The sequence below is a fragment of the Rhodococcus tibetensis genome (assembly GCF_024438035.1).
GTDB classification, from domain to species: Bacteria; Actinomycetota; Actinomycetes; order Mycobacteriales; family Mycobacteriaceae; genus Rhodococcus_F; species Rhodococcus_F tibetensis.
Genome location: NZ_JANFQF010000011.1, coordinates 18,785 through 42,297 on the forward strand (window position 1 = coordinate 18,785; position 23,513 = coordinate 42,297).

The 23,513-nt window shown below is 65.0% G+C and carries 23 protein-coding genes; 14 read left to right on the plus strand and 9 right to left on the minus strand.

Going from position 1 to position 23,513, the window contains the following annotated elements; translation table 11 throughout:
• Positions 1-22 precede the first annotated feature (22 nt).
• Positions 23-1,561 carry a metallophosphoesterase gene (locus tag NOF53_RS14435; protein ID WP_255969548.1) on the plus strand — a complete coding sequence of 513 codons (1,539 nt, stop codon included), beginning with the start codon at positions 23-25 and terminating at the stop codon, positions 1,559-1,561.
• On the opposite strand, the gene NOF53_RS14440 is transcribed toward NOF53_RS14435, so the two are convergent.
• Positions 1,551-2,132 (minus strand): TetR/AcrR family transcriptional regulator, encoded by a 582-nt coding sequence (locus NOF53_RS14440; RefSeq protein WP_255969551.1) that lies wholly within the window; start codon positions 2,130-2,132, stop codon positions 1,551-1,553. The two genes, NOF53_RS14435 and NOF53_RS14440, sit on opposite strands and share 11 nt — an antisense overlap.
• Positions 2,133-2,187: 55 nt before the next feature.
• Between NOF53_RS14440 and NOF53_RS14445 the strand changes: the two genes are divergently transcribed.
• From NOF53_RS14445 to gluQRS, 3 genes are all read left to right on the plus strand, one after another.
• Positions 2,188-2,850, plus strand: coding sequence for a lysophospholipid acyltransferase family protein (locus NOF53_RS14445; protein WP_255969554.1), 663 nt, complete (start codon positions 2,188-2,190; stop codon positions 2,848-2,850).
• A 125-nt stretch (positions 2,851-2,975) separates the two neighbouring features.
• Positions 2,976-3,590 carry a TetR/AcrR family transcriptional regulator gene (locus NOF53_RS14450; protein WP_255969557.1) on the plus strand — a complete coding sequence of 205 codons (615 nt, stop codon included), beginning with the start codon at positions 2,976-2,978 and terminating at the stop codon, positions 3,588-3,590.
• A gap of 18 nt (positions 3,591-3,608) precedes the next feature.
• The gene (gene gluQRS / locus NOF53_RS14455) at positions 3,609-4,586 is read left to right on the plus strand and encodes a tRNA glutamyl-Q(34) synthetase GluQRS (protein WP_255969560.1); all 978 of its coding nucleotides are present in this window, start codon (positions 3,609-3,611) and stop codon (positions 4,584-4,586) included.
• Here the strand turns inward: gluQRS and NOF53_RS14460 are convergent.
• Positions 4,552-5,175, minus strand: a complete 624-nt coding sequence (locus NOF53_RS14460) for a DUF4190 domain-containing protein (RefSeq protein ID WP_255970110.1) — start codon at positions 5,173-5,175, stop codon at positions 4,552-4,554. The genes gluQRS and NOF53_RS14460 overlap by 35 nt on opposite strands.
• A 207-nt stretch (positions 5,176-5,382) precedes the next feature.
• Between NOF53_RS14460 and NOF53_RS14465 the strand changes: the two genes are divergently transcribed.
• The 3 genes from NOF53_RS14465 to NOF53_RS14475 all read left to right on the plus strand — a co-directional run bounded on the left by NOF53_RS14465 (position 5,383) and on the right by NOF53_RS14475 (position 7,997).
• Positions 5,383-6,375, plus strand: coding sequence for a DUF2189 domain-containing protein (locus NOF53_RS14465; protein ID WP_255969563.1), 993 nt, complete (start codon positions 5,383-5,385; stop codon positions 6,373-6,375).
• A 156-nt stretch (positions 6,376-6,531) separates the two neighbouring features.
• A complete protein-coding gene (locus NOF53_RS14470; protein ID WP_255969566.1) occupies positions 6,532-7,140 on the plus strand; it encodes an RDD family protein in 609 nt (202 codons plus the stop codon).
• Positions 7,141-7,262: 122 nt separating this feature from the next.
• Positions 7,263-7,997, plus strand: coding sequence for a queuosine precursor transporter (locus NOF53_RS14475; protein ID WP_255969569.1), 735 nt, complete (start codon positions 7,263-7,265; stop codon positions 7,995-7,997).
• On the opposite strand, the gene tgt is transcribed toward NOF53_RS14475, so the two are convergent.
• Positions 7,988-9,229: a tRNA guanosine(34) transglycosylase Tgt gene (gene tgt / locus NOF53_RS14480; protein ID WP_255969572.1), complete on the minus strand. Its 1,242-nt coding sequence runs from the start codon at positions 9,227-9,229 to the stop codon at positions 7,988-7,990. The genes NOF53_RS14475 and tgt overlap by 10 nt on opposite strands.
• 188 nt (positions 9,230-9,417) lie before the next feature.
• Here tgt and NOF53_RS14485 point away from each other — a divergent pair, with 188 nt between their 5' ends.
• Positions 9,418-10,284 (plus strand): cyclopropane mycolic acid synthase family methyltransferase, encoded by an 867-nt coding sequence (locus tag NOF53_RS14485; RefSeq protein WP_255969575.1) that lies wholly within the window; start codon positions 9,418-9,420, stop codon positions 10,282-10,284.
• Between the two features lie 12 nt (positions 10,285-10,296).
• Here the strand turns inward: NOF53_RS14485 and NOF53_RS14490 are convergent, their stop codons facing one another.
• From NOF53_RS14490 to NOF53_RS14505, 4 genes are all read right to left on the minus strand, one after another.
• Positions 10,297-12,252 (minus strand): ABC transporter ATP-binding protein, encoded by a 1,956-nt coding sequence (locus NOF53_RS14490; RefSeq protein WP_255969578.1) that lies wholly within the window; start codon positions 12,250-12,252, stop codon positions 10,297-10,299.
• Positions 12,249-13,982, minus strand: a complete 1,734-nt coding sequence (locus tag NOF53_RS14495; RefSeq protein WP_255969581.1) for an ABC transporter ATP-binding protein — start codon at positions 13,980-13,982, stop codon at positions 12,249-12,251. Before NOF53_RS14495 ends, NOF53_RS14490 begins: the two co-directional genes overlap by 4 nt.
• A gap of 110 nt (positions 13,983-14,092) precedes the next feature.
• Positions 14,093-16,441, minus strand: a complete 2,349-nt coding sequence (locus NOF53_RS14500) for an MMPL family transporter (RefSeq protein ID WP_255969584.1) — start codon at positions 16,439-16,441, stop codon at positions 14,093-14,095.
• A gap of 49 nt (positions 16,442-16,490) precedes the next feature.
• Positions 16,491-17,093: a TetR/AcrR family transcriptional regulator gene (locus NOF53_RS14505; RefSeq protein ID WP_255969587.1), complete on the minus strand. Its 603-nt coding sequence runs from the start codon at positions 17,091-17,093 to the stop codon at positions 16,491-16,493.
• Positions 17,094-17,213: 120 nt separating this feature from the next.
• Here NOF53_RS14505 and NOF53_RS14510 point away from each other — a divergent pair, with 120 nt between their 5' ends.
• The 5 genes from NOF53_RS14510 to NOF53_RS14530 all read left to right on the plus strand — a co-directional run bounded on the left by NOF53_RS14510 (position 17,214) and on the right by NOF53_RS14530 (position 21,295).
• Positions 17,214-18,029: a methyltransferase domain-containing protein gene (locus tag NOF53_RS14510; protein WP_255969590.1), complete on the plus strand. Its 816-nt coding sequence runs from the start codon at positions 17,214-17,216 to the stop codon at positions 18,027-18,029.
• A gap of 156 nt (positions 18,030-18,185) precedes the next feature.
• The gene (locus NOF53_RS14515; RefSeq protein WP_255969593.1) at positions 18,186-19,259 is read left to right on the plus strand and encodes an aromatic ring-hydroxylating oxygenase subunit alpha; all 1,074 of its coding nucleotides are present in this window, start codon (positions 18,186-18,188) and stop codon (positions 19,257-19,259) included.
• A gap of 2 nt (positions 19,260-19,261) precedes the next feature.
• Positions 19,262-19,486 carry a hypothetical protein gene (locus tag NOF53_RS14520; protein WP_255969596.1) on the plus strand — a complete coding sequence of 75 codons (225 nt, stop codon included), beginning with the start codon at positions 19,262-19,264 and terminating at the stop codon, positions 19,484-19,486.
• Between the two features lie 15 nt (positions 19,487-19,501).
• On the plus strand, positions 19,502-20,461 hold the full coding sequence (locus NOF53_RS14525; protein ID WP_255969599.1) for a PDR/VanB family oxidoreductase: 960 nt from the start codon (positions 19,502-19,504) through the stop codon (positions 20,459-20,461).
• Between the two features lie 81 nt (positions 20,462-20,542).
• Positions 20,543-21,295 carry an IclR family transcriptional regulator gene (locus tag NOF53_RS14530; protein ID WP_308213826.1) on the plus strand — a complete coding sequence of 251 codons (753 nt, stop codon included), beginning with the start codon at positions 20,543-20,545 and terminating at the stop codon, positions 21,293-21,295.
• Here the strand turns inward: NOF53_RS14530 and NOF53_RS14535 are convergent.
• Complete coding sequence (locus NOF53_RS14535; RefSeq protein ID WP_255969606.1) at positions 21,261-21,758, minus strand: RrF2 family transcriptional regulator; 498 nt, start codon at positions 21,756-21,758, stop codon at positions 21,261-21,263. The genes NOF53_RS14530 and NOF53_RS14535 overlap by 35 nt on opposite strands.
• A gap of 125 nt (positions 21,759-21,883) precedes the next feature.
• On the opposite strand from NOF53_RS14535, the gene NOF53_RS14540 reads away from it, so the two are divergent.
• On the plus strand, positions 21,884-22,852 hold the full coding sequence (locus tag NOF53_RS14540) for a sterol desaturase family protein (protein ID WP_255969609.1): 969 nt from the start codon (positions 21,884-21,886) through the stop codon (positions 22,850-22,852).
• On the opposite strand, the gene NOF53_RS14545 is transcribed toward NOF53_RS14540, so the two are convergent.
• Positions 22,784-23,470 carry a YceI family protein gene (locus NOF53_RS14545; RefSeq protein ID WP_255969611.1) on the minus strand — a complete coding sequence of 229 codons (687 nt, stop codon included), beginning with the start codon at positions 23,468-23,470 and terminating at the stop codon, positions 22,784-22,786. The two genes, NOF53_RS14540 and NOF53_RS14545, sit on opposite strands and share 69 nt — an antisense overlap.
• Positions 23,471-23,513: the final 43 nt, after the last annotated feature.

Consider the following 23,513-nt stretch of genomic DNA (forward strand, 5'->3'; position numbering starts at 1 on the left):
GCCGCACTTGTAACCTCAGGTCATGAGTCTGCCGGGCAAACTAGCCGCGCTGATGGCCGTGTCACTGGCCGCCGGTGTGCTGACCGGTGATGGAATCGCCGGCGCGGAACCGGAGCCCCGCGCCGCTCAGGGAATTGCGTCGCGCGGGCTTCTCAGTTCCACCCCACTGCACGCCGCGGTCATGTTCGCCGGGACCACCGACGACACCATGCCGTCCGGTCGGGTGCCCGGCAAGGAATCGGATCGCACGTGGGCCACCACGCACCGCTTCGACGAGTACCCGTACATGCGGTACGAGGTCACGTTCGCGCCGGGCACTGCCACCAGCGAGGTGACGTGGGAGGGCCGTTCGGTCAATCTCGACGACCTGGCGATGCACGTGTGGGATGAGGAGGCGGACAGCTGGGGTGAGCCGGTGGCCACGGCACGGCCCGACGTCCCGGGCGAGCCGGTAACCCTGAGCACCCGCATCGAGGGCGTAGATGCTGCCCAGATCCTGGTGATCGACAGCCGCCGCCGCGACCGCTCTTTCCGTGATGCCAACTCCGAGGCCGACCAGCAGTTCGCCGATCCGGCGACCTACGACTTCGCGATTCAGCACATCACCGACACCCAGTACGTGTCCCGGGACAACCCCGCGGTGTTCGACAGCATGACCCGCTGGACGGCCGACAATGCCGCGGACCGGAAGATCGCCTACTCGATGCACACGGGCGACCTCGTCCAGAGCTGGATCCGGCCGGGCGCACCCGACACCCGCGCCCGCCCCGAGTTCGAGGTGGCAGACCAGGCGATGTCGAGACTGGAAGACGCCGGTATCCCGCACGGCGTCCTACCCGGCAACCACGACAATCTGTGGAATGTCGGCGGCCGTCTGATCCCCGGGGAGCACGAGAAGAACCACGCCCTCTACAACGAATTCTTCGGCCCGTGGCGATACCGGGATCAACCGTATTGGGGCGGTTCGGTGACGGACACCGACAACTCGGCGCACTACGACCTGCTCGACCTCGCAGGCGCGAAGTTCCTGATGTTGTACATCGGCTACAACCCGCCTGAGCGTGTATTGCAGTGGGCGGAGGACGTTCTCGCCGCACACCCAGATCGCAATGTGATGATCGGCAGCCACTACTACCTCGATGAGGACGGCTCCCTGCGGATGAGCGGTTTCGGCGACATCGGCGGCAGCGCCGGACAGCAGATCTGGAACCGGCTCGTCGTGCCGTTCGACACGGTGTTCCTCGTCCTGGCCGGACACGTCGACGGGCAGACGACGGTCACCGACAGAAAGGTCGGTGATACCGACCGCACCGTGGTGGAGTTGCTGGCCGACTACCAGAACTTCCGGGTGAACGACCGCCGTGAGACCGGGTTTCAGCGGCTTCTCCAGTTCGACCTCGACGGCGGCACCCTTGCTGTGACCACGCATTCCCCTTCGCTGAACAGTTTCCGCGTGGAAGATTTCGATCCGCAGCGTCGCTACGAGCCCGGTGACGGAGATTTCGTCGCCGAGGTGGAGTTGCGGGCCGACATGCCGCGCGCCGTCATTCCTACGGCCTGAGGTACACCTCGATCATCCGCGAGACGAACGCCTCCGCATCGACCGGCCCGGCGACCACCTCGATACTGCCCGCCGCCCGGAGAACCGCGACCCCGTGCAGCTGGGTCCACAGTTGGAGCGCCACAGCCCTCGGATCGGCCGCACCGGCTTCGCCGACGAGTGTGATGACTGCCTCGAACAGCGGTCGTGACTGCTTCCGAAGTTCGATTCCCGAGCCCTCCAGCACATCGTGACGGAACATCAGGTCGAACAGATTCCGCCTCTCAGCGGCGAACGCGACATAGGTCAGGGCACTTCGTCGGAGCCGGTCGACGGGATCGGGCGTGGTCTCGACCACCGCGTGCAGCTGATCCGACAACTCCGCGAATCCGGCGGCCGCAAGCGACGCCAGCAATGCCTTGTGCGTCGGAAAATAGCGGCGTGGGGCACCGTGTGACACCCCTGCCCGGCGGGCAACGGCGCGCAGACCGACTGCGTCGATGCCGCCCTCGTTCAACAGTTCGCGGGCGCAGTCGATCAGACGTTCGCGTAGTGGTTGCACCTCTCCAGTCACGTAGACAGTGTCTACCATGAACTCGGTAGACACTGTCTACCATTCGCTCGATCTCGAGTCAGGAGAGTGCACCATGTGGTACTGGATCTTCAAATTCGTACTGATCGGACCGGTTCTGCGCCTCGTCGGCCGACCCACCATCGTCGGCGCTCATCACATCCCGAAGTCCGGACCGGTGATTCTCGCGAGCAACCACCTGACTGTCGTCGACTCCTTCTACCTCGTACTGATGGTCCGTCGCCGCATCACCTTCGTCGCCAAGAGCGAGTACTTCACCGAACACGGGACGAAGGGTCGGTTGAAGCGGTGGTTCTTCACCGCGGCGGGACAAGTTCCCATCGATCGGTCCGGGGCATCCGCAGCCGATGCCGCCCTCGACACCGCACGGAAGATCCTCGAGGACGGCAAGGTCTGGGGCATCTACCCGGAGGGCACCCGGTCGCCCGACGGCCGACTGCACAAGGGGAAGACGGGCATCGCACGAGTCGCACTGGCCACCGGAGCGCCGGTGCTACCGGTCGCCATGCACGGCACCCCAACTATCAATCGGCACGGCTCCGCCCTGTTGCGATTTGGAAAGGTGTCGATCACCGTCGGTGCACCACTCGACTTCTCCCGCTACGGGGCACTCTGCGACAACCGGCATGTGGTGCGGGCCGCCACCGATGAGCTGATGCACGACTTGATGGTGCTGTCAGGGCAGGAGTACGTCGACGCCTACGCCGCCAGACGATAGCGGCGGCGTGTGTCAGGCGGTCGCCGCATACGCACAGCGCTGAACCCACTGGTCACACGCGACACTTTGAGTCACAGGGGCACCTGACGCGCGTATTGAATCAATACGCAAGTAATGTTCTTTCCATGCGCGAACGCCGATACTCCTCGACCAGCCCCGAGCACCTGGCCGCAGCCTTGTTCGACGTCGCCGCCCAAGCGGGTCTCGAAGGCGCCAGCGTGCGCGAGGTGGCCAAGCGGGCGGGTGTGTCCATCGGCGCCGTGCAGCATCACTTCTCCACCAAGGACGAGATGTTCGCCTTCGCGCTACGGAGTCTCGTCGACAAGTTACTCGCCCGGTTGGCCGAGGTGGATCAAGGCGGCAACCCTGCCCGCGGCCTGTTCTCGGCGTTGTCGCAATTGCTCCCGCTCGACGAGACCAGGTCCCGCGAGGCCCACGTCATGGCCGGGTTCGCGGTTCGTGCGGCCACGTCGCCCTCACTCGCCGAGATTCGCCGCACAACCCTTTTCACCATCCGTACCAGGCTGTCCGCGGTGCTGATCGGTATGGGCGTGCACGAGGCCGAAACGCGCGCAGCGTTGCTTCTTGCCACCGTCGACGGCCTTGCACTCGACGCGATCGGCAGCCCCGGCCTGTACCCGCCGGAGTACCTCGAGCACGCCCTCGATGTCCAGATCGCGATGGTTCTCCACGGCGCCGAGGTCGTGCCCGCGCCGTCGTCGATCGAACTGGCCAGCTGACCCCCACCGCCTCGACCGATGTCTCAGTCGCCGCACCACATCACACCGCTGACCCACCGGACGGTGGCGAGCAGCACCGCGGTCGGTGCGGGCCGATTTGCACCCAGCCCCTCGGGAGACCTACACCTCGGGAACCTTCGCACAGCTCTGTTGGCGTGGCTGTTTGCGCGGTCCACCGGCCGTCGCTTCCTGATGCGCGTCGAAGACCTCGACCGTGTCCGCCCGGGCGCCCGGGAACAGCAACTGGCCGATCTCCGCGAACTCGGCCTCGACTGGGACGGGGACGTCGTGGTGCAGTCGGATCGGCGGCAGCATTACCAGGACGCGGTCGCCCGACTCGAGTCCGCCGGCCTCACCTACGAGTGCTTTTGTACGAGAAGAGAAATTCTGAAGGCGCCGTCCGCACCCCACGCCCCGCACGGTGCATATCCCGGAATCTGCCGGAACCTGACGTCGGAGGAACGCGGCGCACGCCGCGCCGGCGGACGCCCGCCCGCTCTGCGCCTGCGCGCCGATGTGGGGTCGTTCGCGATCGACGACCTCCTGCACGGCAGCTATTCCGGGATGGTCGACGACCTCGTGCTGCGGCGCGGTGACGGTACACCCGCATACAACCTCGCGGTGGTGGTCGACGACGCCGCCCAGGGAGTCGACCAGGTGGTGCGCGGCGACGATCTGCTGTCGTCGGCGCCCCGGCAGGCCTATCTGGCCGGACTGCTCGGGCTGACGGCCCCCCAGTACGCCCACGTTCCGCTGGCCCTCGACCAGGAAGGCAGGAGACTGGCCAAGCGTGCCGGTGCCGTCACCCTAGGCGACCAGAAAGCATTGGGGCGCACTCCTCGTCAGGTACTCGGAATGCTGGCCGCGTCGTTGCGGCTCACCGCCCCGGACGAGGAAGCCGACCTGGCCGGGCTGCTCGACCGCTTCGAACCGTCCCGGCTGCCGCGCGAGCCCTGGGTGATCACACTCCCGACGACGCCGTCGCAATCACCATGACGAGGAAGAACAAGATCCATCCGAGGATATAGGCGGCGCCAAGGGCGATACCGGCGATTGCGAGTCCCCGGCCCTGTTCTCCGGACCGCTTGATCTGACCGAGCGCAACGATCCCGAGGATGATGCCGACTATCGCGCCGACACCGTAGGCACATCCACCGACGATCGAGACGACCAGTGCAGCGATCGCCAACCCATTGGTTCCGGGCGGATGCGCGTACGGCGCGCCGTAGGCGTTCGTGGGCCCGTACCCGGGAGTGGGCGCGCCATACTGATTTTGCGCACCGTACTGATTTTGCCCGCCGTACTGACTCTGCCCGCCGTACTGAGGTGCAGCCCCGTACTGGTTCGTTGCCCCGTAGGGGTTGGGTGTCTGGTACGGCTGCTGCTGATTCGGAGCACCGTACTGATCGTTGCCGCCGTACTGGTTCGGTGCGGCATACGGATTGGGGTTTCCGTACTGACCCTGGTTCTCCGGCGCCGACGACGTTCCGTAGGCGCCCGGCTGCTGATAGTCGGGGTACTTTTCGGTGGGCGCCGAATATGTGGGGTTGCCGGACTCGTCGACCCCATATCCGTCGCGCGGCAAACCCGGTACCTCGCCGTAACCGGGCGGGTAACGGCCGCCGTCCGGATTCGAGTCGTCCGATCCCCCAGAATTAGTCACGATTACCAGCGTAAGGCATGAAATCGCCTCGAGAAGAAGCGGTCCAAAGGTGGGCAAGTAAAGGTTCGTCCACGTAGTGTCTATTCGCACTGTCATACGCAAGCACTCAATTCTTGCTGAGGGGAACACATGACGACTGGTGGATACGACCCGAACGACAAACCCGAGGGCGGTGATCAGGGCGGATACCCTCCGCAGGGCAATCCCCCACCACCTCCTGGCGGATATCCGCCGCCTCCCGGGAATTACCCACCGCCGCCGCAGGGACCACCCCCCGGCGGATATCCGCCGCCCCCCGGTGGAAACTACCCACCGCCTCCCGGGAATTACCCGCCACCGCAGCAGGGCGGTAATTACCCACCGCCGCAGCAGGGTGGAAATTATCCGCCGCAGGGCAATTACCCGCCGCCCCCGCAGGGACCGCCGCCTGGTGGATATCCGCCGCCTCCGCCCGTATCGGGTTACGGAGCGCCCGGCCAGACACCGGGACAGCTGTCCGTGGGCAACGCGATCAGCTACGGCTGGAACAAGTTCAAGGACAATGCGCTCATCTGGATCGGGATCATGCTGGTCGCGGCGGTCATCCAGGTCGTCCTGAACCTGATCTTCGGCGGGTTCGACACATCCTCCGACTTCTCCGATACGTTCACGGTGTGGCGAATCATCGGAACGCTCGTCACCACGGTGGTCGGCTACCTGATCAATGCTGCCCTCGTGCGGGGAGCGCTCCACGAGGTGGACGGCAACAAGCCCGCATTCGGATCGTTCTTCCAGTTCACGAATGTCGGTGCGATCATCATCGCCAGCGTGATCGTGGGCGTCCTTTCCACAATCGGTTTCATCCTGCTCGTCATTCCGGGTCTGATCGTCGTCTTCCTGACGTGGTGGACGCTGCAGTTCGTGATCGATCAGAACCAGGACGCCGTCACCGGCATCAAGTCCAGCTTCGGAATCATCTCCCAGAACGTGGGACCGCTTCTGCTGCTGGCCCTCGCTCTGGTCGGTATCAACATCCTCGGCGCGATTCCGTGCGGACTCGGACTGCTGGTCACGATTCCTCTCACGATCATCGCCTCGACCTACGCATACCGCGTGCTCACCGGTCGGTACGTTTCCGCCTGACGGCCTGATTCACCACGGGTGAGCGTGCTTTCCGTCCACACGGACGGCAGGCGCGCTCACCCGTTTTCGCTATCCGTCACATGAGCCCCACTCGCCCGATGCGTAATGTGCTCGGCGTCATCCGAGACACACAGACTCGAGATTCGAGGGGGAACTATGACTACTGGCGGATTCGATCCGAACCAGGGGCACCAACCGTTCGGCGCCCAACAGCAGGGGGAACACCACTACGGGCAGCAATCCGGTGGGCAGCAGTTCAATTCGGGGCAGGCTTTCGGTACTGCACCGTTCGCCCAGCCCGACTTCGGGTTCGACACGTCACGTCCGGGTGAGCTGCTGCCGCGTCTGGGTGCACGCGTGATCGACGGGCTCATCGTGGGCATTCCCACCGCCATCGTCACGACGGTCATCTCGCTGGCGCTCGGTTCGGTTCTGGGTAGCGTCGTCGGTGCACTTCTCACCGCAGCCGCCGTGGTCGGCTACTTCGTTCTGCTCGAGACCACGCGTGGACAGACCCCCGGAAAGCAGCTCTTCAGCCTCCGGGTGGTGGGACCGAGCGGTGGACTGCCCACGCAGCAGCAATCGCTCATCCGGAACAGCTTCTACGTCCTTTCCGCGCTCGGCGGTCTTCCGCTGATCGGGCTCCTCTTCGGGCTCCTCGGCACGGTCGCGGCGATCGTCATCGGTGTGACGATCAACAGCAGCCCCACGAAGCAGGGAAAGCACGACGAGCTCGCCGGCGGCACGCGCGTCGTCCAGGGCTGACCGCCTTCACCTGGCGTAGCACCCGCGGGTGAACGTGCCTTTCGTCGCTTCAGATCGGACAAAAGGTACGTTCACCCGTTCCTGATTCGCGCCGCTCCACCTGCAAGTGCTTGGATTGCGGCGTGACAGCCTCAGATCAGTACGTAGAGCAAGCCGACCAAGCCACGTTCGCGCACGTCAGTCGCGGGTACTACCCCACGATCGTCGCGTTGTTCACCGCGACGCTGCTGATCTCGAATATCTGCGCCACCAAGGGTGTCGCATTTTTCAGTGATTCCTCTCTGACCCTCGGGCCGCTGCAGATCCTGCCCGTTATCACCGACGGTGGTTTCTTCCTCTTCCCGCTCGCCTACATCCTCGGCGACGTCCTCAGCGAGGTGTACGGGTTCAAGTCGACGCGACGGGCCATCTACCTGGGATTCGGCGCCCTGATTCTCGCCGCATTCTGCTTTTGGCTCCTCCTCGAACTCCCCGCCGCCGACTTCTACGAAAACCAGGACGCCCTCAGCGCCGTCGTCGGTGTCTACCCCCGGCTGTTGCTCGCCGGACTCGCCGGATACCTGGTGGGTCAGATGCTGAACTCGGTGACGCTGGTCCTCATCAAGGAACGCACCAAGGAGAAGCACCTGTGGGCGCGGCTGATCGGCTCCACCGTCGTCGGGGAGTTCGCCGACACGCTGATCTTCTGCTCCATCGCCGCCGGCGCCATCGGCATCACCACGTGGACCGACTTCGCCAACTACGTGATCGTGGGCTTCCTCTGGAAGACCCTGATCGAGGTGCTGGTCATGCCCGTCACCTATCGGGTCATTGCCTACGTGAAGAAGCGGGAACCGACCTACGTCCTTCAGGCGTAGAAGCGGCCCAGGGTGTCGGCCTTGAACTCCTCGAAGTAGCCGCCCTCGATGCTCCCGCGGATCTGGTCGACCAGTCGCACGGTGAACCGTTCGTTGTGAATGGTGCACAGCGTCGACGCCAGCATCTCCTTGGCCTTGAACAGGTGATGCAGGTAGGCCCGCGTGTAGTTGGCGCAGGTGTAGCAGTCGCAGTTCTCGTCGATCGGCGTGAAATCCCGACGGTTCTTGCTGGTGTTGATGTTGAACCGGCCGTCAGGGTGATAGATCGCCGCGTTGCGCGCCACACGTGACGGGTTGACGCAGTCGAAGGTGTCGGCGCCGTTCTCGATGGCCACGAAGAAGTCGTCCGGTTCGCTGATGCCGAGCATGTGCCGGGGCTTGTGCTCGGGCAGCTCCTCGTTGCACCAGCGGACGATGGTGCCGAGATTTTGCTTCTCCAAAGCCCCGCCGATGCCGTACCCGTCGAATCCGCGTCCACTCTCCCCGCGAATCGACTCGAGCCCCCGGCATGCCTGCCTGCGCAGATCCTCGTACTGGGCGCCCTGGACGACACCGAAGAGCGCCTGATAGGGGCGGTGCGCCCGTTCGGCCGTGAGCTTCTCGTGCTCGGCGATGCACCGCACGGCCCACGCCTGGGTACGCTCCACGGACCTCTCCTGGTAGCCGCGAGTGTTCAGCAGGGTGGTGAGCTCGTCGAACGCGAACATGATGTCGGCGCCGAGCTGATGCTGGATCTGCATCGACACCTCGGGGGTGAATCGATGCCGCGACCCGTCCAGGTGGGATTTGAACGTGACGCCGTCGTCGTCGACCGTGGCCAGACGTTCCTTGCCCTTCGCGATCACGTCGTCGGACCGCACCCCGACGGCTTCCATGGCGAGGACCTTCTTGAAACCCACCCCCAGCGACATCACCTGGAAACCACCGCTGTCGGTGAAGGTGGGGCCGTCCCAATTCATGAACTTGCCCAGTCCCCCGGCCTCGTCGACGATGTCCGGCCCGGGCTGCAGGTAGAGGTGGTAGGCATTGGCGAGCACGGACTGCGCGCCGAGTTCTTTCATGCTCTCGGGCAGCACCGCCTTCACCGTGGCCTTGGTGCCGACGGCCACGAACGACGGCGTCGCGATGTCGCCGTGCGGGGTGTGAATGGTTCCGGTGCGGCCCAGCTGTCCCTCGAGTCGGGTACCTACGGTGAAGAACGTATCGGGCGGGGCCGGGACTACAGCATTCACGGATGTATCCAATCATGGTCGGCGCTGCGTCCTGGTCCACCGCCCCGATGTCGGTAAGGACGCAACGTCAGCGAGCACGCAAACGTGAGTCAGTGGGAGAAGTTTGGGTATCCCCTCGGCAGAGTCGTCACGAAGAGTCTTCCGGATCATCCGAGAGGCGGTCGGCTCGAGGAGATAAGGGGTCAGGTATGTCGCAAGCAGCGTTGAAACCCTTCTATCGGCAGGTGCAGTCTCACTACGACCTTTCCGACGACTTTTTCGCACTGTTCCTCGACCCGACCATGACGTACAGCTGCGCGTACTTCGAACGCGAGGACATGACCCTGGAGGAGGCGCAGCGGGCGAAAATCGATCTGTCACTCGGCAAGTGCGATCTGCGCCCCGGAATGACCCTTCTCGACATCGGGTGCGGCTGGGGCGGGGCAATGCTGCGGGCAATGGAAAAATACGACGTGAACGTCGAAGGCCTGACGTTGAGCCGCAATCAGTACGACCATGTGAGCAGGATGCTGGCGGACAATGCCGGTCCCCGGACGGGGCGGGTCCATCTTCGGGGCTGGGAAGAATACCACGAGAAAGTGGACCGCATCGTCAGTATCGGCGCCTTCGAGCACTTCCGGCGCGAACGGTATGACGTCTTCTTCTCCAATTGCTACGACATGTTGCCGGACGACGGCCGGATGCTTCTGCACACGATCATCGGCCATCCTCTGTCGGCCCTGAAGGAGATGGGTATCCCGGTGACCCGCGAGAACGCTCTCTTCCACATCTTCATCAAGCGGCAGATCTTTCCCGGTGGCCAACTACCCCAACCGCAGTGGATCAAGGAGGCCGTCGACAAAGCGCATTTCCGGGTCGAGCGGATCCAATCGTTGCAGCAGCACTACGTCCGGACGCTCGAGCACTGGGCCGACGCGCTGACGGCACGCCGCGCCGAGGCGATCGAACTGTCCTCACCGGAAATGTACGAGCGGTTCATGAAGTATCTTCTCGGTTCCGCAGCCCATTTCCGCTCCGGGCACATCGACGTCATGCAGTTCACCCTCGTGAAATAAGGGCGCGCACGATCAGACGTCGGCACCCACGAACTGGCTGTTGTACAGCCGGTAGTACGCCCCGCGCGCAATCAGCAGATCGTCGTGGCTGCCCTGCTCGACGATGCGTCCGTCCTCCATGACGACGATCAGGTCGGCGTCCCGAATTGTCGACAGCCGGTGTGCGATCACGAAGCTGGTGCGGTCGCTGCGCAGGACCGCGGTGGCGTGCTGCACCAGCAGTTCGGTGCGGGTGTCCACCGAACTCGTCGCCTCGTCGAGAATCAGGATCGACGGCTGCGAGATGAACGCACGGGCAATCGTGATCAGCTGCTTCTCGCCCGCACTGATGTTGCTGCCTTCCTCGTCGATGACGGTGTCGTAGCCGTCCGGCAGCGAGTGGACGAAACGGTCGACGTAGGTGATCCGGGCCGCCGCGAGGATTTCCTCCTCCGTGGCCTCGGGCCGCCCGTAGGCGATGTTGTCGCGGATGGTGCCGCCGAACAGCCAGGCGTCCTGCAACACCATGCCGATTCGGGACCGCAGATCGTCGCGTGACATCTCGGCGATGTCGACACCGTCCAGGAGGATCCTGCCGCCGTCGAGGTCGTAGAACCGCAGGATGAGGTTGACCAGCGTGGTCTTTCCCGCCCCGGTGGGTCCGACGATCGCGACCATCTGTCCCGGCTCGGCCACGAGGGACAGGTTCTCGATCAGCGGCTTCTCCGGCGAGTAACTGAAGGAGACGTTCGAGAACTCCACGTGCCCCTTCGCCAGTTCGGGGGTCCGGGCGTCGAGCAGATCCGGCTCCTCCTCGTCCTCGTCGAGGATCGCGAACACCCGCTCGGCGGAGGCCACCCCCGACTGCATGAGGTTGACCATCGCCCCGATCTGGGTGAGCGGCTGCGTGAACTGGCGGGAGTACTGGATGAATGCCTGCACGTCACCGAGGCTCATCGTGCCGGACGCCACTCGCATGCCGCCGAGAACGGCGATGGCCACGAAGTTGAGGTTTCCGAGGAACATGATCGCGGGCATGATGAGCCCCGAGATGAACTGCGCCCGGTAACTCGCTTGGTACAGGTTCTCGTTCTGCTCCTCGAACCGGGCTTCCACCTCACGGCTGCGGCCGAACACGGTGACCAGTTCGTGGCCGGTGAACGCCTCTTCCACCTCGGCGTTGAGCGCCCCGGTCGATTTCCACTGCGCAACGAAGTGGGTCTTGGACCGTTTCGCGATCTGCGCTGTCACGAGCACCGACAGCGGGACGGTGAGCACCGCAATGAGAGCGAGCAGCGGTGAGATCACGATCATCATCACCAGGATGCCGATCACGGTCATGGCCGAGACGATCAGCTGGCTCATCGTCTGCTGCAACGACTGCGATACGTTGTCGATGTCGTTGGTGACGCGACTGAGCAGGTCACCGCGGGAATGGGAATCGAAGTAGCGCAGCGGAAGCCGGTGGATTTTGCGTTCCACTTCGGCGCGCAGGTTCTTGACGACTCCCTGTACCACGATGTTGAGGAGGTACCCGGACAACCACATGAACACCGAGGACCCCAGATACAGGGCCAGCACGATCGCCAGCACCCGGCCGAGTTCACCGAAGTCGATACCGACTCCGGGTACCACCGACATGCCGGACACCATGTCCGCGAACGTGCCCTGCCCGTCGGCCCGCAGTGCGGCGACGGCCTGGTCCTTCGACATTCCCGCCGGCAACTGCTTGCCCACGATGCCGTCGAAGATGACGTTGGTGCCCTGACCGAGCAGGCGCGGGGCGATGGACGTGAGCACCACCGACACCCCGGCGACCAGGATGACGACGCTCACGGCGATGCGGTGTGGCCGCAACCGTCCCAGCAGCCTCTTGGTGGACGGCCACAGGGCGTGCGGTTTGGAACCAGGTGCTCCCGGTGCAACGGGACCCGGGATTCGGGGGCCGACCGGCTTTTCGGCGGTTGCGGTGCTCGTGCGATCGCTCATAGGGCTTCCTGAACCGATCGTTGGGATTCGACGATTTCGACGTAACAGGGGCAGGTGTCGAGCAAGTGGTCGTGGGTGCCGATGCCGACGATCGCGCCGTCCTCGAGGACCAGGATCTGGTCGGCTTCCACGATGGTCGAAACCCGTTGCGCGACAATGATCACGCAAGCGTCGGCCGTCTCGGGTTCGAGGGCGGCGCGCAGTCGAGCGTCGGTGGTCAGGTCGAGGGCCGAGAACGAATCGTCGAACAGATAGATCGACGGCCGGCGCACCAGAGCCCGCGCGATGGCGAGCCGCTGTCGCTGCCCGCCCGACACCGTCGTGCCGCCCTGCGCGATCGGGGTGTCCAGACCCTCCGGCATCGCCCGGACGAAATCGGCGGCCTGCGCGATCTCCAGGGCGTGCCACAACTCCTCGTCGCTCGCGTCGGGTTTGCCGTACCGCAGATTGGTGGAGACAGTGCCCGAGAACAGGTACGGCCGTTGCGGAACCAAGCCGATCCCCGACCGCAGAAAGTCGAGGTCGAGACGCCGGACGTCGATCCCGGAGACGGTGACGGTACCGGACGTGGCGTCGATGAGGCGGGGAATCAACGAGAGCAGGGTGGTCTTACCGGATCCGGTGCCGCCGATGATGGCGGTGGTCTTTCCCGGTTCTGCCCGGAAGCTGATGTCGCGGAGCACCGGTTCGTCGGCTCCGGGGAACTTGAACTGAGCGTCGCGTAGTTCCACCACACCCGGGTGCTCGACCCCGGTGATCGGTTCTGCCGGCGGGACAACAGTGGACTCGGTGGCCAGCACCTCACCGATGCGTTCTGCACACACCGTCGCCCGCGGCGCCATCATGGCGATGAACGACGCCATCATCACCGACATCAGGATCTGCATGATGTAGCTGAGCATCGCGGTCAGCGAACCGATCTGCATACTGCCGCTGCCGATCTCGTGCCCGCCGAACCAGATGACGGCCACGCTGGTGATATTGGCGATCACCATGACCAGTGGGAACATCACCGCGGTGAGGCGGCCGACGCGGAGAGCGGTCTGCGTGAGCCGCTCGTTTGCCGTCTCGAAACGTTCGATCTCGGAGCCCTCACGGACGAACGCCCGCACCACGCGGATGCCGGTGATCTGCTCGCGCAGGACGCGGTTGACGCCATCGATCCGGGTCTGCATCTCCCGGAAAGCAGGCACCATCCGCGAGATCACGAATCCCATGGACAATCCGAGGACCGGCACGGTGACGGCGAGGATCCAGGCGAGCCCGACGTCCTCGCGCACCGACATCGCGATACCGCCAACGCACATGATCGGCGCCATCACCAGGATCGTGCAGCTCATCACGACGAGCATCTGGACCTGCTGCACGTCGTTGGTGTTCCGGGTGATCAGCGACGGCGCGCCGAAGCGGCCGAATTCGCGGGAGGAGAAGCTCCCGACCTGATGCATCACCGCGCGGCGAACATCACGCCCGAATCCCATTGCCGCGCGCGCGCCGAAGTACACGGAACCGATAGAACACAAAATTTGCACGACGGTGACGAGCAACATCAGGCCACCCGTCGACAAGATGTAGCCGGTGTCGCCCTTCGTGACCCCGTTGTCGATGAGATCGGCGTTGAGGCTGGGTAGGTACAGAGCGGCCGCCGTCGCGACCAATTGGAACAGGACCACCGCCGTCAATTCCCGTTTGTACGGGCGAAGGTAGGTGGAGAGCAAGCGGTTCAGCATGGGCGGCGATCCTGACGGGTCATCATGATCTTCGAAGGTTACCGGGCCTGCAGCCCCGTGAGTGGTTGAGGAGTCCAGAGACTCCCTAACCACTCACGGGCGCGGAGCGCCTACCGCGTGGGCTGCAGCGCGTCATCCGAGTCGGGCAGCGCCTGACGCAACTTCTCGCCCTCGATGTCGACGTTGGGCAGGATCTTGTCGAGCCACTTGGGGAGCCACCACGCCTTGTCGCCGAGCAGCGCCATCACCGACGGGATGATCACCATGCGGACCACGAAGGCGTCGAAGAACACTGCCGCCGCCAGGGCGAACCCGATCGACTTGATAAACGAGTTGGGTTCGGCGATGAAGGCGGCAAACACCGAGATCATGATGATCGCGGCGGCGCTGACCACCCGGGCGCCATGGTTGAAGCCGACGGTGACGGCCTGCTTCGCGGTCGCGCCGTGGACATACTCTTCGCGCATCCGGGTCACCAGGAACACCTGGTAGTCCATCGCGAGACCGAATACGACTCCGATCAGGAAGATCGGCATGAAGCTCACGATCGGCTGCGGGTTGGCGATGATGCCACCCCAGCCTTCCTGGAACACGGCAACCGTGGCACCGAAGGTGGCGGCGACACTGAGCAGGAAGCCGAGTGTGGCCGTCAGCGGCACCAGTAACGAACGGAACACCAGCAGCAGGAGGAGGAAGGCGAGACCCACGACCACTGCAAGGTACGGAATCAGTGCATCCTGCAGGGTTTCGGACACGTCGCCTTCGAGCGCGGTCTGGCCGGTGACGCCGTAGTTGACGCCGATCGAATCGTGCAGCGCGGTTTCCGCGCCGCGGATGTTGTTCACCAGGTCCATCGTCGCCGGATCACTGGGTGCACTGTGCGGTGTCACCAGGATCTGCGCGGTGTCACCGGCCTTGTTCACGCCCACGATCTGAGCGTTGGACACGTCGTCCTGAGTCGAGATGGTCTTGACGACCTCGTCGAACGCAGCGGCCGGTGCACCGGAGGTGAGGTCTTTGGCGTCGACGACGACGAGCAGCGGACCGTTCTTGCCGGGACCGAAGCCCTCGCTCACGAGGTCGTACGCCTGCCGTGAGCTGGTGGCGGGATCGCCCGTGCCCTCGCTCGGAAGCGCGAGACTGAGTCCCGCCGCGGGGATGGCGAGTGCGCCCAGCAACACGACACCGGCAATCAACGGAATCGCGGGCCTGCGCACCACTGCGCTGATGTAGCGCAGTGCGAAGCTCGGCTTGCCCTCGTCGTTCTCGAGGTCACGACTCTGCAGGAAGGGGATCTTTCCGGCGAACGCTTTGCGGCCGAACAGCCCGAGGATGGCCGGCAGTAGCGTGAGCGCGATCGAGACGGCGATGAACACCGTGAATGCGGCGGCCGCACCCATGTCCGTGAGGAACGGGATTCCGACGACGCGCAGCGCGATCAAGGCGATGATCACGGTGAGACCGGCGAACACCACAGCAGAACCGGCAGTCCCGACCGCACGTCCCGCCGCTTCTGCACGGTCTTCCGTGAGGGAGAGTTCGTGTCGGAAACGCGACACGATGAACAGTGAGTAGTCGATGGCGACGGCCAGGCCGATCATGATGGCCAGGGTGGGCGTCATCGAGCTCAAGTCGGTGAAGCCGGTGGCCACGGTGATTCCGAGGCTGCCGATCATGATCCCGATGATCGCGGTGATCAGCGGGAGGCCGGCCGCGACGAGCGAACCGAAGGTCAAGGCCAGAACCACTGCGGCCACACCGATTCCGACGAGCTCGGTGGCACCGCCCGGCGGCTCGGCTTCGTTGGCGGCCGAACCACTGATCTCGACGGTCAGGCCGGCGTTGCGGCCGGCATCGGCGGCCGACGCGATCTGATCACGCAGGGCCTGGTCCACGTCGCCCATGTCACCCTTGAACGGCACCTCGACGTAGCCGACCGTCTTGTCGGCGTTGAGCGGAGACAGCGCTTGTGCGTTCGCGACGGCCGTCTCTTCGCTGATCCCCTTGTCCGCCGCGGACGACTTCGCCATGTCGACGAGTTGTGTGTTCGCCTCTACCGGATTGACCAGCGCCTGCGCAGCGTCGGCTCCCGAAGCGACCGCGGGATCGACCTTGGCTGCGTCCTGGACCTGTTCGATTCCCCGCACCTCGGCGAGCACAGCGTCCATCGCCTGCTGGCTCTGTTCACTCTCGAGGGTCTGTCCCTCGGGTGCGGCGAAGACGAACCGTGCGCTCACCGCTTCCATCGGATTGTTGCCGGCCGCTTCGGGGAAGCGCTCGGCCATCAGGTCCTGCGCCTGCTGCGCCGGGGTGCCGGGAATGGAGAACGAGTCCTTGGTGGGGCCGGACAGGGTTGCGGCCCCCACACCCATGAGGACGAGGATCACCAACCAGACGCTGATGACCGAACCTTTTCGCCGGTAGGCGAATCTGCCGATCCGATAGAGATAGGTGGCCACGGGAGGCTCCTTCGAGAGTCGGTGGAACGAGGGGTTCGGGCGCAACCGGTTACGGCTGCGGGATTCCCTGACGAAGTTGACGCATGGCGTCGCGGACCAGTTCCTCGGGCCCGCTTGCACCCGATTTGCCGCTCATCCAGAGATCGAGCGACACCTTGCATGCCGAGCCGACTGCCATGTGGAGCAGGTTGGGGTAGAGGTCGGTGTCGATGTTCGTGCCCGTCCGTTCGGCGATCACCTCACCGACCAGGCGGGTAACCCGAAGGTGCACCTCGAGCTTTTTCGCGAGCAGTGCGGGACTGGTCTCGACGAGCTCCATCATCACGGCGGTCTCTTCGAGCGGTTTCGCAGGATCGGTGACGATCTGGACCACCACGTGCTCGAGGGAGTCCCAGATCGGCTCGTCCTCGGGACGAGCGCGGAGCAAGTTCACCCAGTCGTGAACGGACTCCTCGAAATGCGCCAGGACTGCCTCTTCTTTGCTGGAGAAGTAGTTGTGGAACGTCCGAGTCGAAACACCCGCCTCGGACGCAATGGCGTCTGCAGTGACGCATTCGATACCCAGCGCCCGGGCCAAACGCGCAGCGGCACCACTGAGAGCTGCGCGAGTGGCAGCCTTCTTGCGGTCCCGCAGTCCCAATTCCGAAATCACCTCATCCACGGTACAGAACTTGCAGATCTCTGCAATTTTGCAGAGGCATGCAATTTTTATGGCGTTCACCACTCCGTCGATCCGCTGTGCTCCCGGTCACCGCTGGACTACCGTTGGCCCATGGCAGAACCGGCTGCGCCGCTGTCGTTCCGGTCGGACGAGATAGACCGAAGCGCCCTCGAACAACTCGCATCCGTCCTCGACATCCAGGCCGAGCGGCCGGGGATCCGTCGTCTGCGTGCCTGGTCCTCCGACGCGCTCCGCCTCGAATCCGGGGAACGTGTACTCGACATCGGGTCGGGGACCGGATCGGAGACTCAGGCCATGGCTACCGCCGTCGGAGCGTCGGGGCAGGCGATCGGCCTCGATCCCAATCCCGGAATGGTGCTCCTTGCGCGCGAACGGGCCGCGGCCGCGGACTCGACCGCGCAGTTTTTCGTCGGCACCGTCTACTCCCTGCCCTTTGCGACCGACAGCCTGGACGCCGTGCGCTGTGAGCGGGTGTTCCAGCACCTCACCGAACCGGAACGAGCGGCAGCAGAAGTGGCACGCGTCCTGAAGCCGGGGGGTCGAGCCGTGCTCCTCGACAGCGACTGGGGGACGGCGATCCTGCACCCGGGCGATCCCGACGTTCTCCAGCGCATCACCGAGGTGATGCTCACGCACACGGCCAATCCACAATCCGGGCGACTCCTGCCCGGCCAGTTGACCCGGGCCGGACTCGTCGTCGAGGACGCAGGTTCGCAGGCATTGATGCAGGAACCCGGTGATGCCACGGGTCCGCTGGTGCGGATGATGACGGATGCGGCGGTTGCAGAAGGCACGATCTCCCCTCCCGAGCGCACCTCGTTCCTCGACCAGTTGGAGTCGGGGGCCCGCGAGGGCGACTTCCACATGTCCGTGACGATGTTCGCGTATCTCGCACGTAAGGCCTGAGTGTCCCCGTCGCAGCAGTGACTCTTCCGGCATTCGGAAACGGAGTGTGGTGGGTCACGTCCCATCCCCCAGAGTGGTGGAGACGACGCCGATGCCGCAGTCCCCGTCGAGCGTCCGCGTTGTTCACCGCTGTCCTGCAACTTCTGGAGGCTCTCCATGTCAACGATCGCCCGCAACCAGTGGTACGTCGCCGCGTACGGCCGCGAGGTGGGACGGGAACTGTTCTCCCGCACCATCTGCGAGGAGCCGATCCTGTTCTGGCGCACCGAGACCGGCGACGTCGTCGCAATGAGCGACCGCTGCGTGCACCGCCGCTATCCGCTGTCCGAGGCGCCGAGCCGGCTCGACGGTGACACGGTGGTGTGCGGTTACCACGGGTTCACCTACGGCAGCGACGGCGGTTGCGTGTTCGTCCCCGGCCAGGCCCGCGTTCCCCGCACCGCCCGGCTGCGCTCGTACCAGGTGGTCGAGCAGGACGCGTTCGTGTGGGTCTGGATCGCCGACCCGGCGAACCCCGTCGAAGGCGACCCCACCCGCATCCCCCGCGCACCGTGGATGGACTCCCCCGACTACACCGTGGTGTCCGGCATGGAACCGATCGACTGCAACTACGGCCTGCTCGTCGACAACCTGATGGACCTCTCCCACGAGACGTATCTGCACGGCGGATACATCGGCACCCCCGAGGTCGCGGAAACACCGATCACCACCGAGGTCGACGAGGACCGCGGCGTCATCTACGTGTCCCGGCACATGGACGACGCCGAGTGCCCGCCGTTCTACTCGAAGTCCACCGGCATCGAGGGACGCATCACCCGCTGGCAGGACATCGAGTACACGCCGCCGTGCCTGTACCTGCTGCACAGCCGCATCGCCCCGGTCGGCGCCCCTCTCCCCGGCGACGACGGCGACGACTCGCACGCCTTCCACACCGAAATCGTCTACGCGATCACCCCGTCGACGGAGAACACCACCCTCGACTTCTGGGCGGTCGCCCGCGACTTCGCACTCGGCGACGAAGGCGTCACGACATTCCTCGCCGAGAACAACCGCACCGTCGTCATGCAGGACGTCGTGGCACTCAACGTGCTGCAGAAGGCACTCGACACCGAGAAGGACGGCTACCAGGAACTGTCGATCAACATCGACGCCGGCGGACTGGGTGCACGCCGGATCCTGAAGAAACTGGCCGACCGGCCGCAGGCCGTCCCCGCCGTGGCAGCGAGGTAGTCGTGGAATCGATCAGGATGCTCCGCGGCGACAATGTCATGCGCATCCTCTGGCTACCGGACTCGGACCTTCTCGAAGGCGAATGCCATTGCGGTGCACGGCGGGTGGAAGAAGCGCCCGCCCCGCTCTGGGAGTGGCTCCTCGCTCACCCCGAGGGGCATCACCCGGCGGCTCCCCGCGAACCGATCACTGCCGAGCCTCGCACCGCGACCGCGTCGCCCGTCTGACCCGGAGAATTCCTCATGCCTCTTCACCGCGACACCGAGCTCGAACTGGAACTGGCCACCAAGACGACCGGCGCCGACGGAGTCGTCGTCCTGGAACTCCGGGACCCGGCCGGCACCCACCTGCCGGCATGGACTCCCGGAGCACATATCGACCTCGTTCTCACCCCCGAACTCACCCGCCAGTACTCGCTGTGCGGCGACCCCGCCGACACCAGGGTCTGGCGGGTCGCGGTACTGCGCGAGGCAATGGGTCGTGGTGGTTCACAGTTCGTGCACGACAAGCTGAGTCCCGGCGACCGCGTCACCGTGCGCGGCCCGCGCAATCACTTCGAACTCGAACCCTCCCCGCGATACGTGTTCATCGCGGGCGGCATCGGGATCACCCCGATCCTCGCGATGGTGGCCTCCGCCGAGAACGCCGGTGCCGAATGGACTCTCGTCTACGGCGGACGCAGCCGTGGTTCGATGGCGTTCGCCGACACCCTCGTCGAACGATTCGGCGACAAGGTCATGCTCTGCCCCGCGGACGAGCACAGCCGGATCGACCTGCCCGCCCTGCTCGGGACCGTCCGGGAGAGCACCCTCATCTACTGCTGCGGGCCTACGCCCCTGCTCGACGCCGTCACCGAACACTGCGACACCTGGCCGTCCGGGACGCTGCACGTCGAGCGATTCACCGCCAAAGACCTCGACGACCCGGTGCGCTCCGGCAGTTTCGAGGTGGAGTTGACGCTCAGCGGTAAGACGATCACGGTGACCCCGGAGCAGTCAGTGCTCCAGGCCGTGACCGCCGCCGGAGTGAATGTGATCTCGTCCTGCGAGGAAGGAACGTGCGGAACCTGCGAGACGCCCGTGCTCGGCGGTACTGTCGATCACCGGGACTCCCTGCTCACACCGGAAGAGCAGGCCGCCAACGACACCATGATGATTTGTGTCTCGCGGGCAACGTGTCCGCGGCTGACGTTGGAAATCTGAGTGGGAGGACGGGTCATGACTTCCCCCTTGTCGGGTGCGGCGCGCGGTGGTCGCCTGCCACCCGACGAGCCGGGGAAGTCGCTGCGAGTCACCGGGTCGGTAACCATCCGCTCGTTGCGCCTGCTCGAACTCTTCACCCCGGCTGCCCCGCGCCTGACCCTCAGCGATCTGGCACGGAAGTCCGGTTACCCGCTCAGCACCGTGCATCGTCTCGCCGGCGACCTCATCGAGTGGGGCGCGCTCGAGCGGGATTCCAGCGGACGGTTCACCGTCGGGCTCAAATTGTGGGAGATCGCTTCCCTCGCACCTCGGGGCACGATGCTCCGCGAACTCGCGATGCCGGTGATGGAAGACCTCTCGCAGATCACCCGCGAAAACGTGCAGCTCGGCGTGTGCGAGGGCACCGAAGTGGTGTTCGTCGAACGGATCGCCGGGCAGAAGGCCGTACCCGTACACACTCGGGTGGGTGGGAGGTTCCCCCTGACGGCGTCCGGGATCGGGCTCGCACTATTGGCGTACATGCCCGCCGACGTGCAGGAAGCGGTGCTGGCCGCGCCGATCGAGAAGTTCACGGAACGGACGATCACGGACCCGTCCGTGCTGCGGCGCGTCCTCGCCGAGATTCGCCGGTCCGAGGTCGCGATCAGTGACCGTCAAGTGACCATGGATGCAGTGTCGGTCGCGGCGCCGATTTTCGAACGTCCGGGAACAGCGATCGCAGCCGTGTCCCTGGTGGTGTCCGCAGAAGGCGCTTCGCCCAGCACTCTCGTCCCGCTCGTGCGTGCGGCGGCCCGCACGATCAGCCGCGCTGTGCGTCCTCGCCCGCCGCTGTAACCGTGCGGGGACGGCGTTTCCACGCGCCGGGGTCCGCGGTCAGTTCGGTGAGGAAGTTCGGCAACCGTTGCTCCGCGATGTCGGCCACACTCACGTTCTCGAGCACCGCACGCAGGTTCACTCGCACGGCGATCCACACGTCCTGCAGCTTGGCCGCCGGCCCGCCGTACTCCACATCCTCGGGTCTCTCGCCGCGCACCGAGGCCAACGGGCCCTCGACGGTACGGATCACGTCGGCGATGGTGATGTCCTCGGCGGGGCGGGCCAGCCAGTAGCCGCCGTCGGGGCCGCGTCTGCTGTTCACCAGTCCGCCACGCCGGAGATCGGCGAGCACGGCTTCGAGGAACTTGTGGGGAATGGTTTGCGCGTGTGCCAGAAACTCGGCTTTGGACGGTGACTGCCCGGCCGCGGCCAGTTCGATGAGGGTCCGCACGGCGTAGTCCACCTTGGCGGTGATGTGCACCCCGAATTCCTATCACCTGAGTATGAAAAGGAGCAAACTCGCGCGCACCCGCTGCCGGACCGATCGGCGGGGAGTGACCGGCGTCACGTACATTGAACTGGACGATCGTATTGTGCGGAGGACGCATGTGGGACACCGTGATCTCGGCGTGGAGTTCGACCCTCTTGGAGCCGCTTCACGAACCGGTGACGCTCGCCGTTCCCGCGTTCGTCCTGTTCCTCGCCATCGAGTGGCTGGCCGCCCGCCACCTCGAGGAAGCACCGATCGGTCCCGATGGCCGGTCCCGTCCGGTACCTGGCGGATACGATCGACGCGACGCCCGTGCAAGCGTGTCGATGGGCGCAGTCTCCATCGTGACGACGGCCGCGTGGAAGCTGCTGGCACTCGTCGGCTACTCCGCGATCTGGGTGTATCTCGCACCGTGGCATCTACCGGCGAACGCCTGGTACACCTGGGTGATCCTGCTGGTCGGAGTGGACCTGTTGTTCTACACCTACCACCGGATGGCCCACCGCATCCGGCTGATCTGGGCCACCCATCAGGCGCATCATTCGAGTGAGTACTTCAACTTCGCCACCGCGTTGCGGCAGAAGTGGAACAACAGCGGCGAGATTCTGATGTGGATTCCGCTGCCGCTCATCGGCATTCCACCGTGGATGGTCTTCATCGGATTCTCCGTGAACCTCGTCTACCAGTTCTTCGTGCACACCGAGCGGATCGACAAGCTTCCCCGGCCGATCGAATTCGTGTTCAACACTCCCTCACATCACCGAGTCCATCACGGCTGCGACCCCGAGTATCTCGACCGGAACTACGCCGGCATCCTCATCGTGTGGGACAGGATGTTCGGCACGTTCCAGGCCGAAACTCATCGCCCCACTTATGGACTCACCAAGCCGGTCGGGACGTACAACATCTGGAAGCTGCAAACACACGAATACGCCGCGATCGGACGGGACTGGCGCGGAGCACGGTCGTGGCGCGACAAACTCGGCTACGCGTTCGGGCCGCCCGGATGGGCGCCGTCAGGAACGCGCGAGGCTGACCAGGAAGTCCACGGTGCCGCTGCCGTCCACGGTCACGAAGCCCAATGACGGCGGCTGTACACCGAAGTCCGTCCAGGTGACCGGAATGCTGCCCGACGCTATGAGGTCATCGCCGGACCGCAGAACGTCGATGTCCACCGTGACCGGCCGTGACTGCCCCTTGAGCGTCAGCGTGCCCTGGGCGGTCACCGTTCCCACCGAGCCGTCGGCGGGCAGACCGGACAGGTCGACCGGCTCGTCGACGGTGAAGGTCGCGGTCGGATACGTGTCGGTGTCCATCACGTTGCCGCGGAACTGATTGTCCCGACGAGACTGGTCGGTGGTGATGCCGGCGACTTGCACGCTCACCTCTCCGGCGATGAGTTTCTCGGCCTCGACGGTGGCCGAACCTGTGACCTCGCCCGTAGAGCCGACCACCGTTACGCTCGCGCCGTTGAGGATCTCGTGGACCGTGTAGCCGGCGGAGGTCTGGTTGGACTCCTCACCCGGCGCGACCGTCCACTGCCCGTCGACCGGCCCGGAAGCGGCCTCGGCGCCCTCGGTCGACACCGACGCCGCCGGGGCGTCGTCCTCGGCGATGAACCGACCGTAGGCCCAGGGGCCGACCAGCACCGCAAGTACGACGACGGCAACGATTCCGCCGATGGCCAACCACAGCTTCTTCATGCAGACAGGGTAGTTGCAGCTTCAATAGCTGTCACTGGGTTCG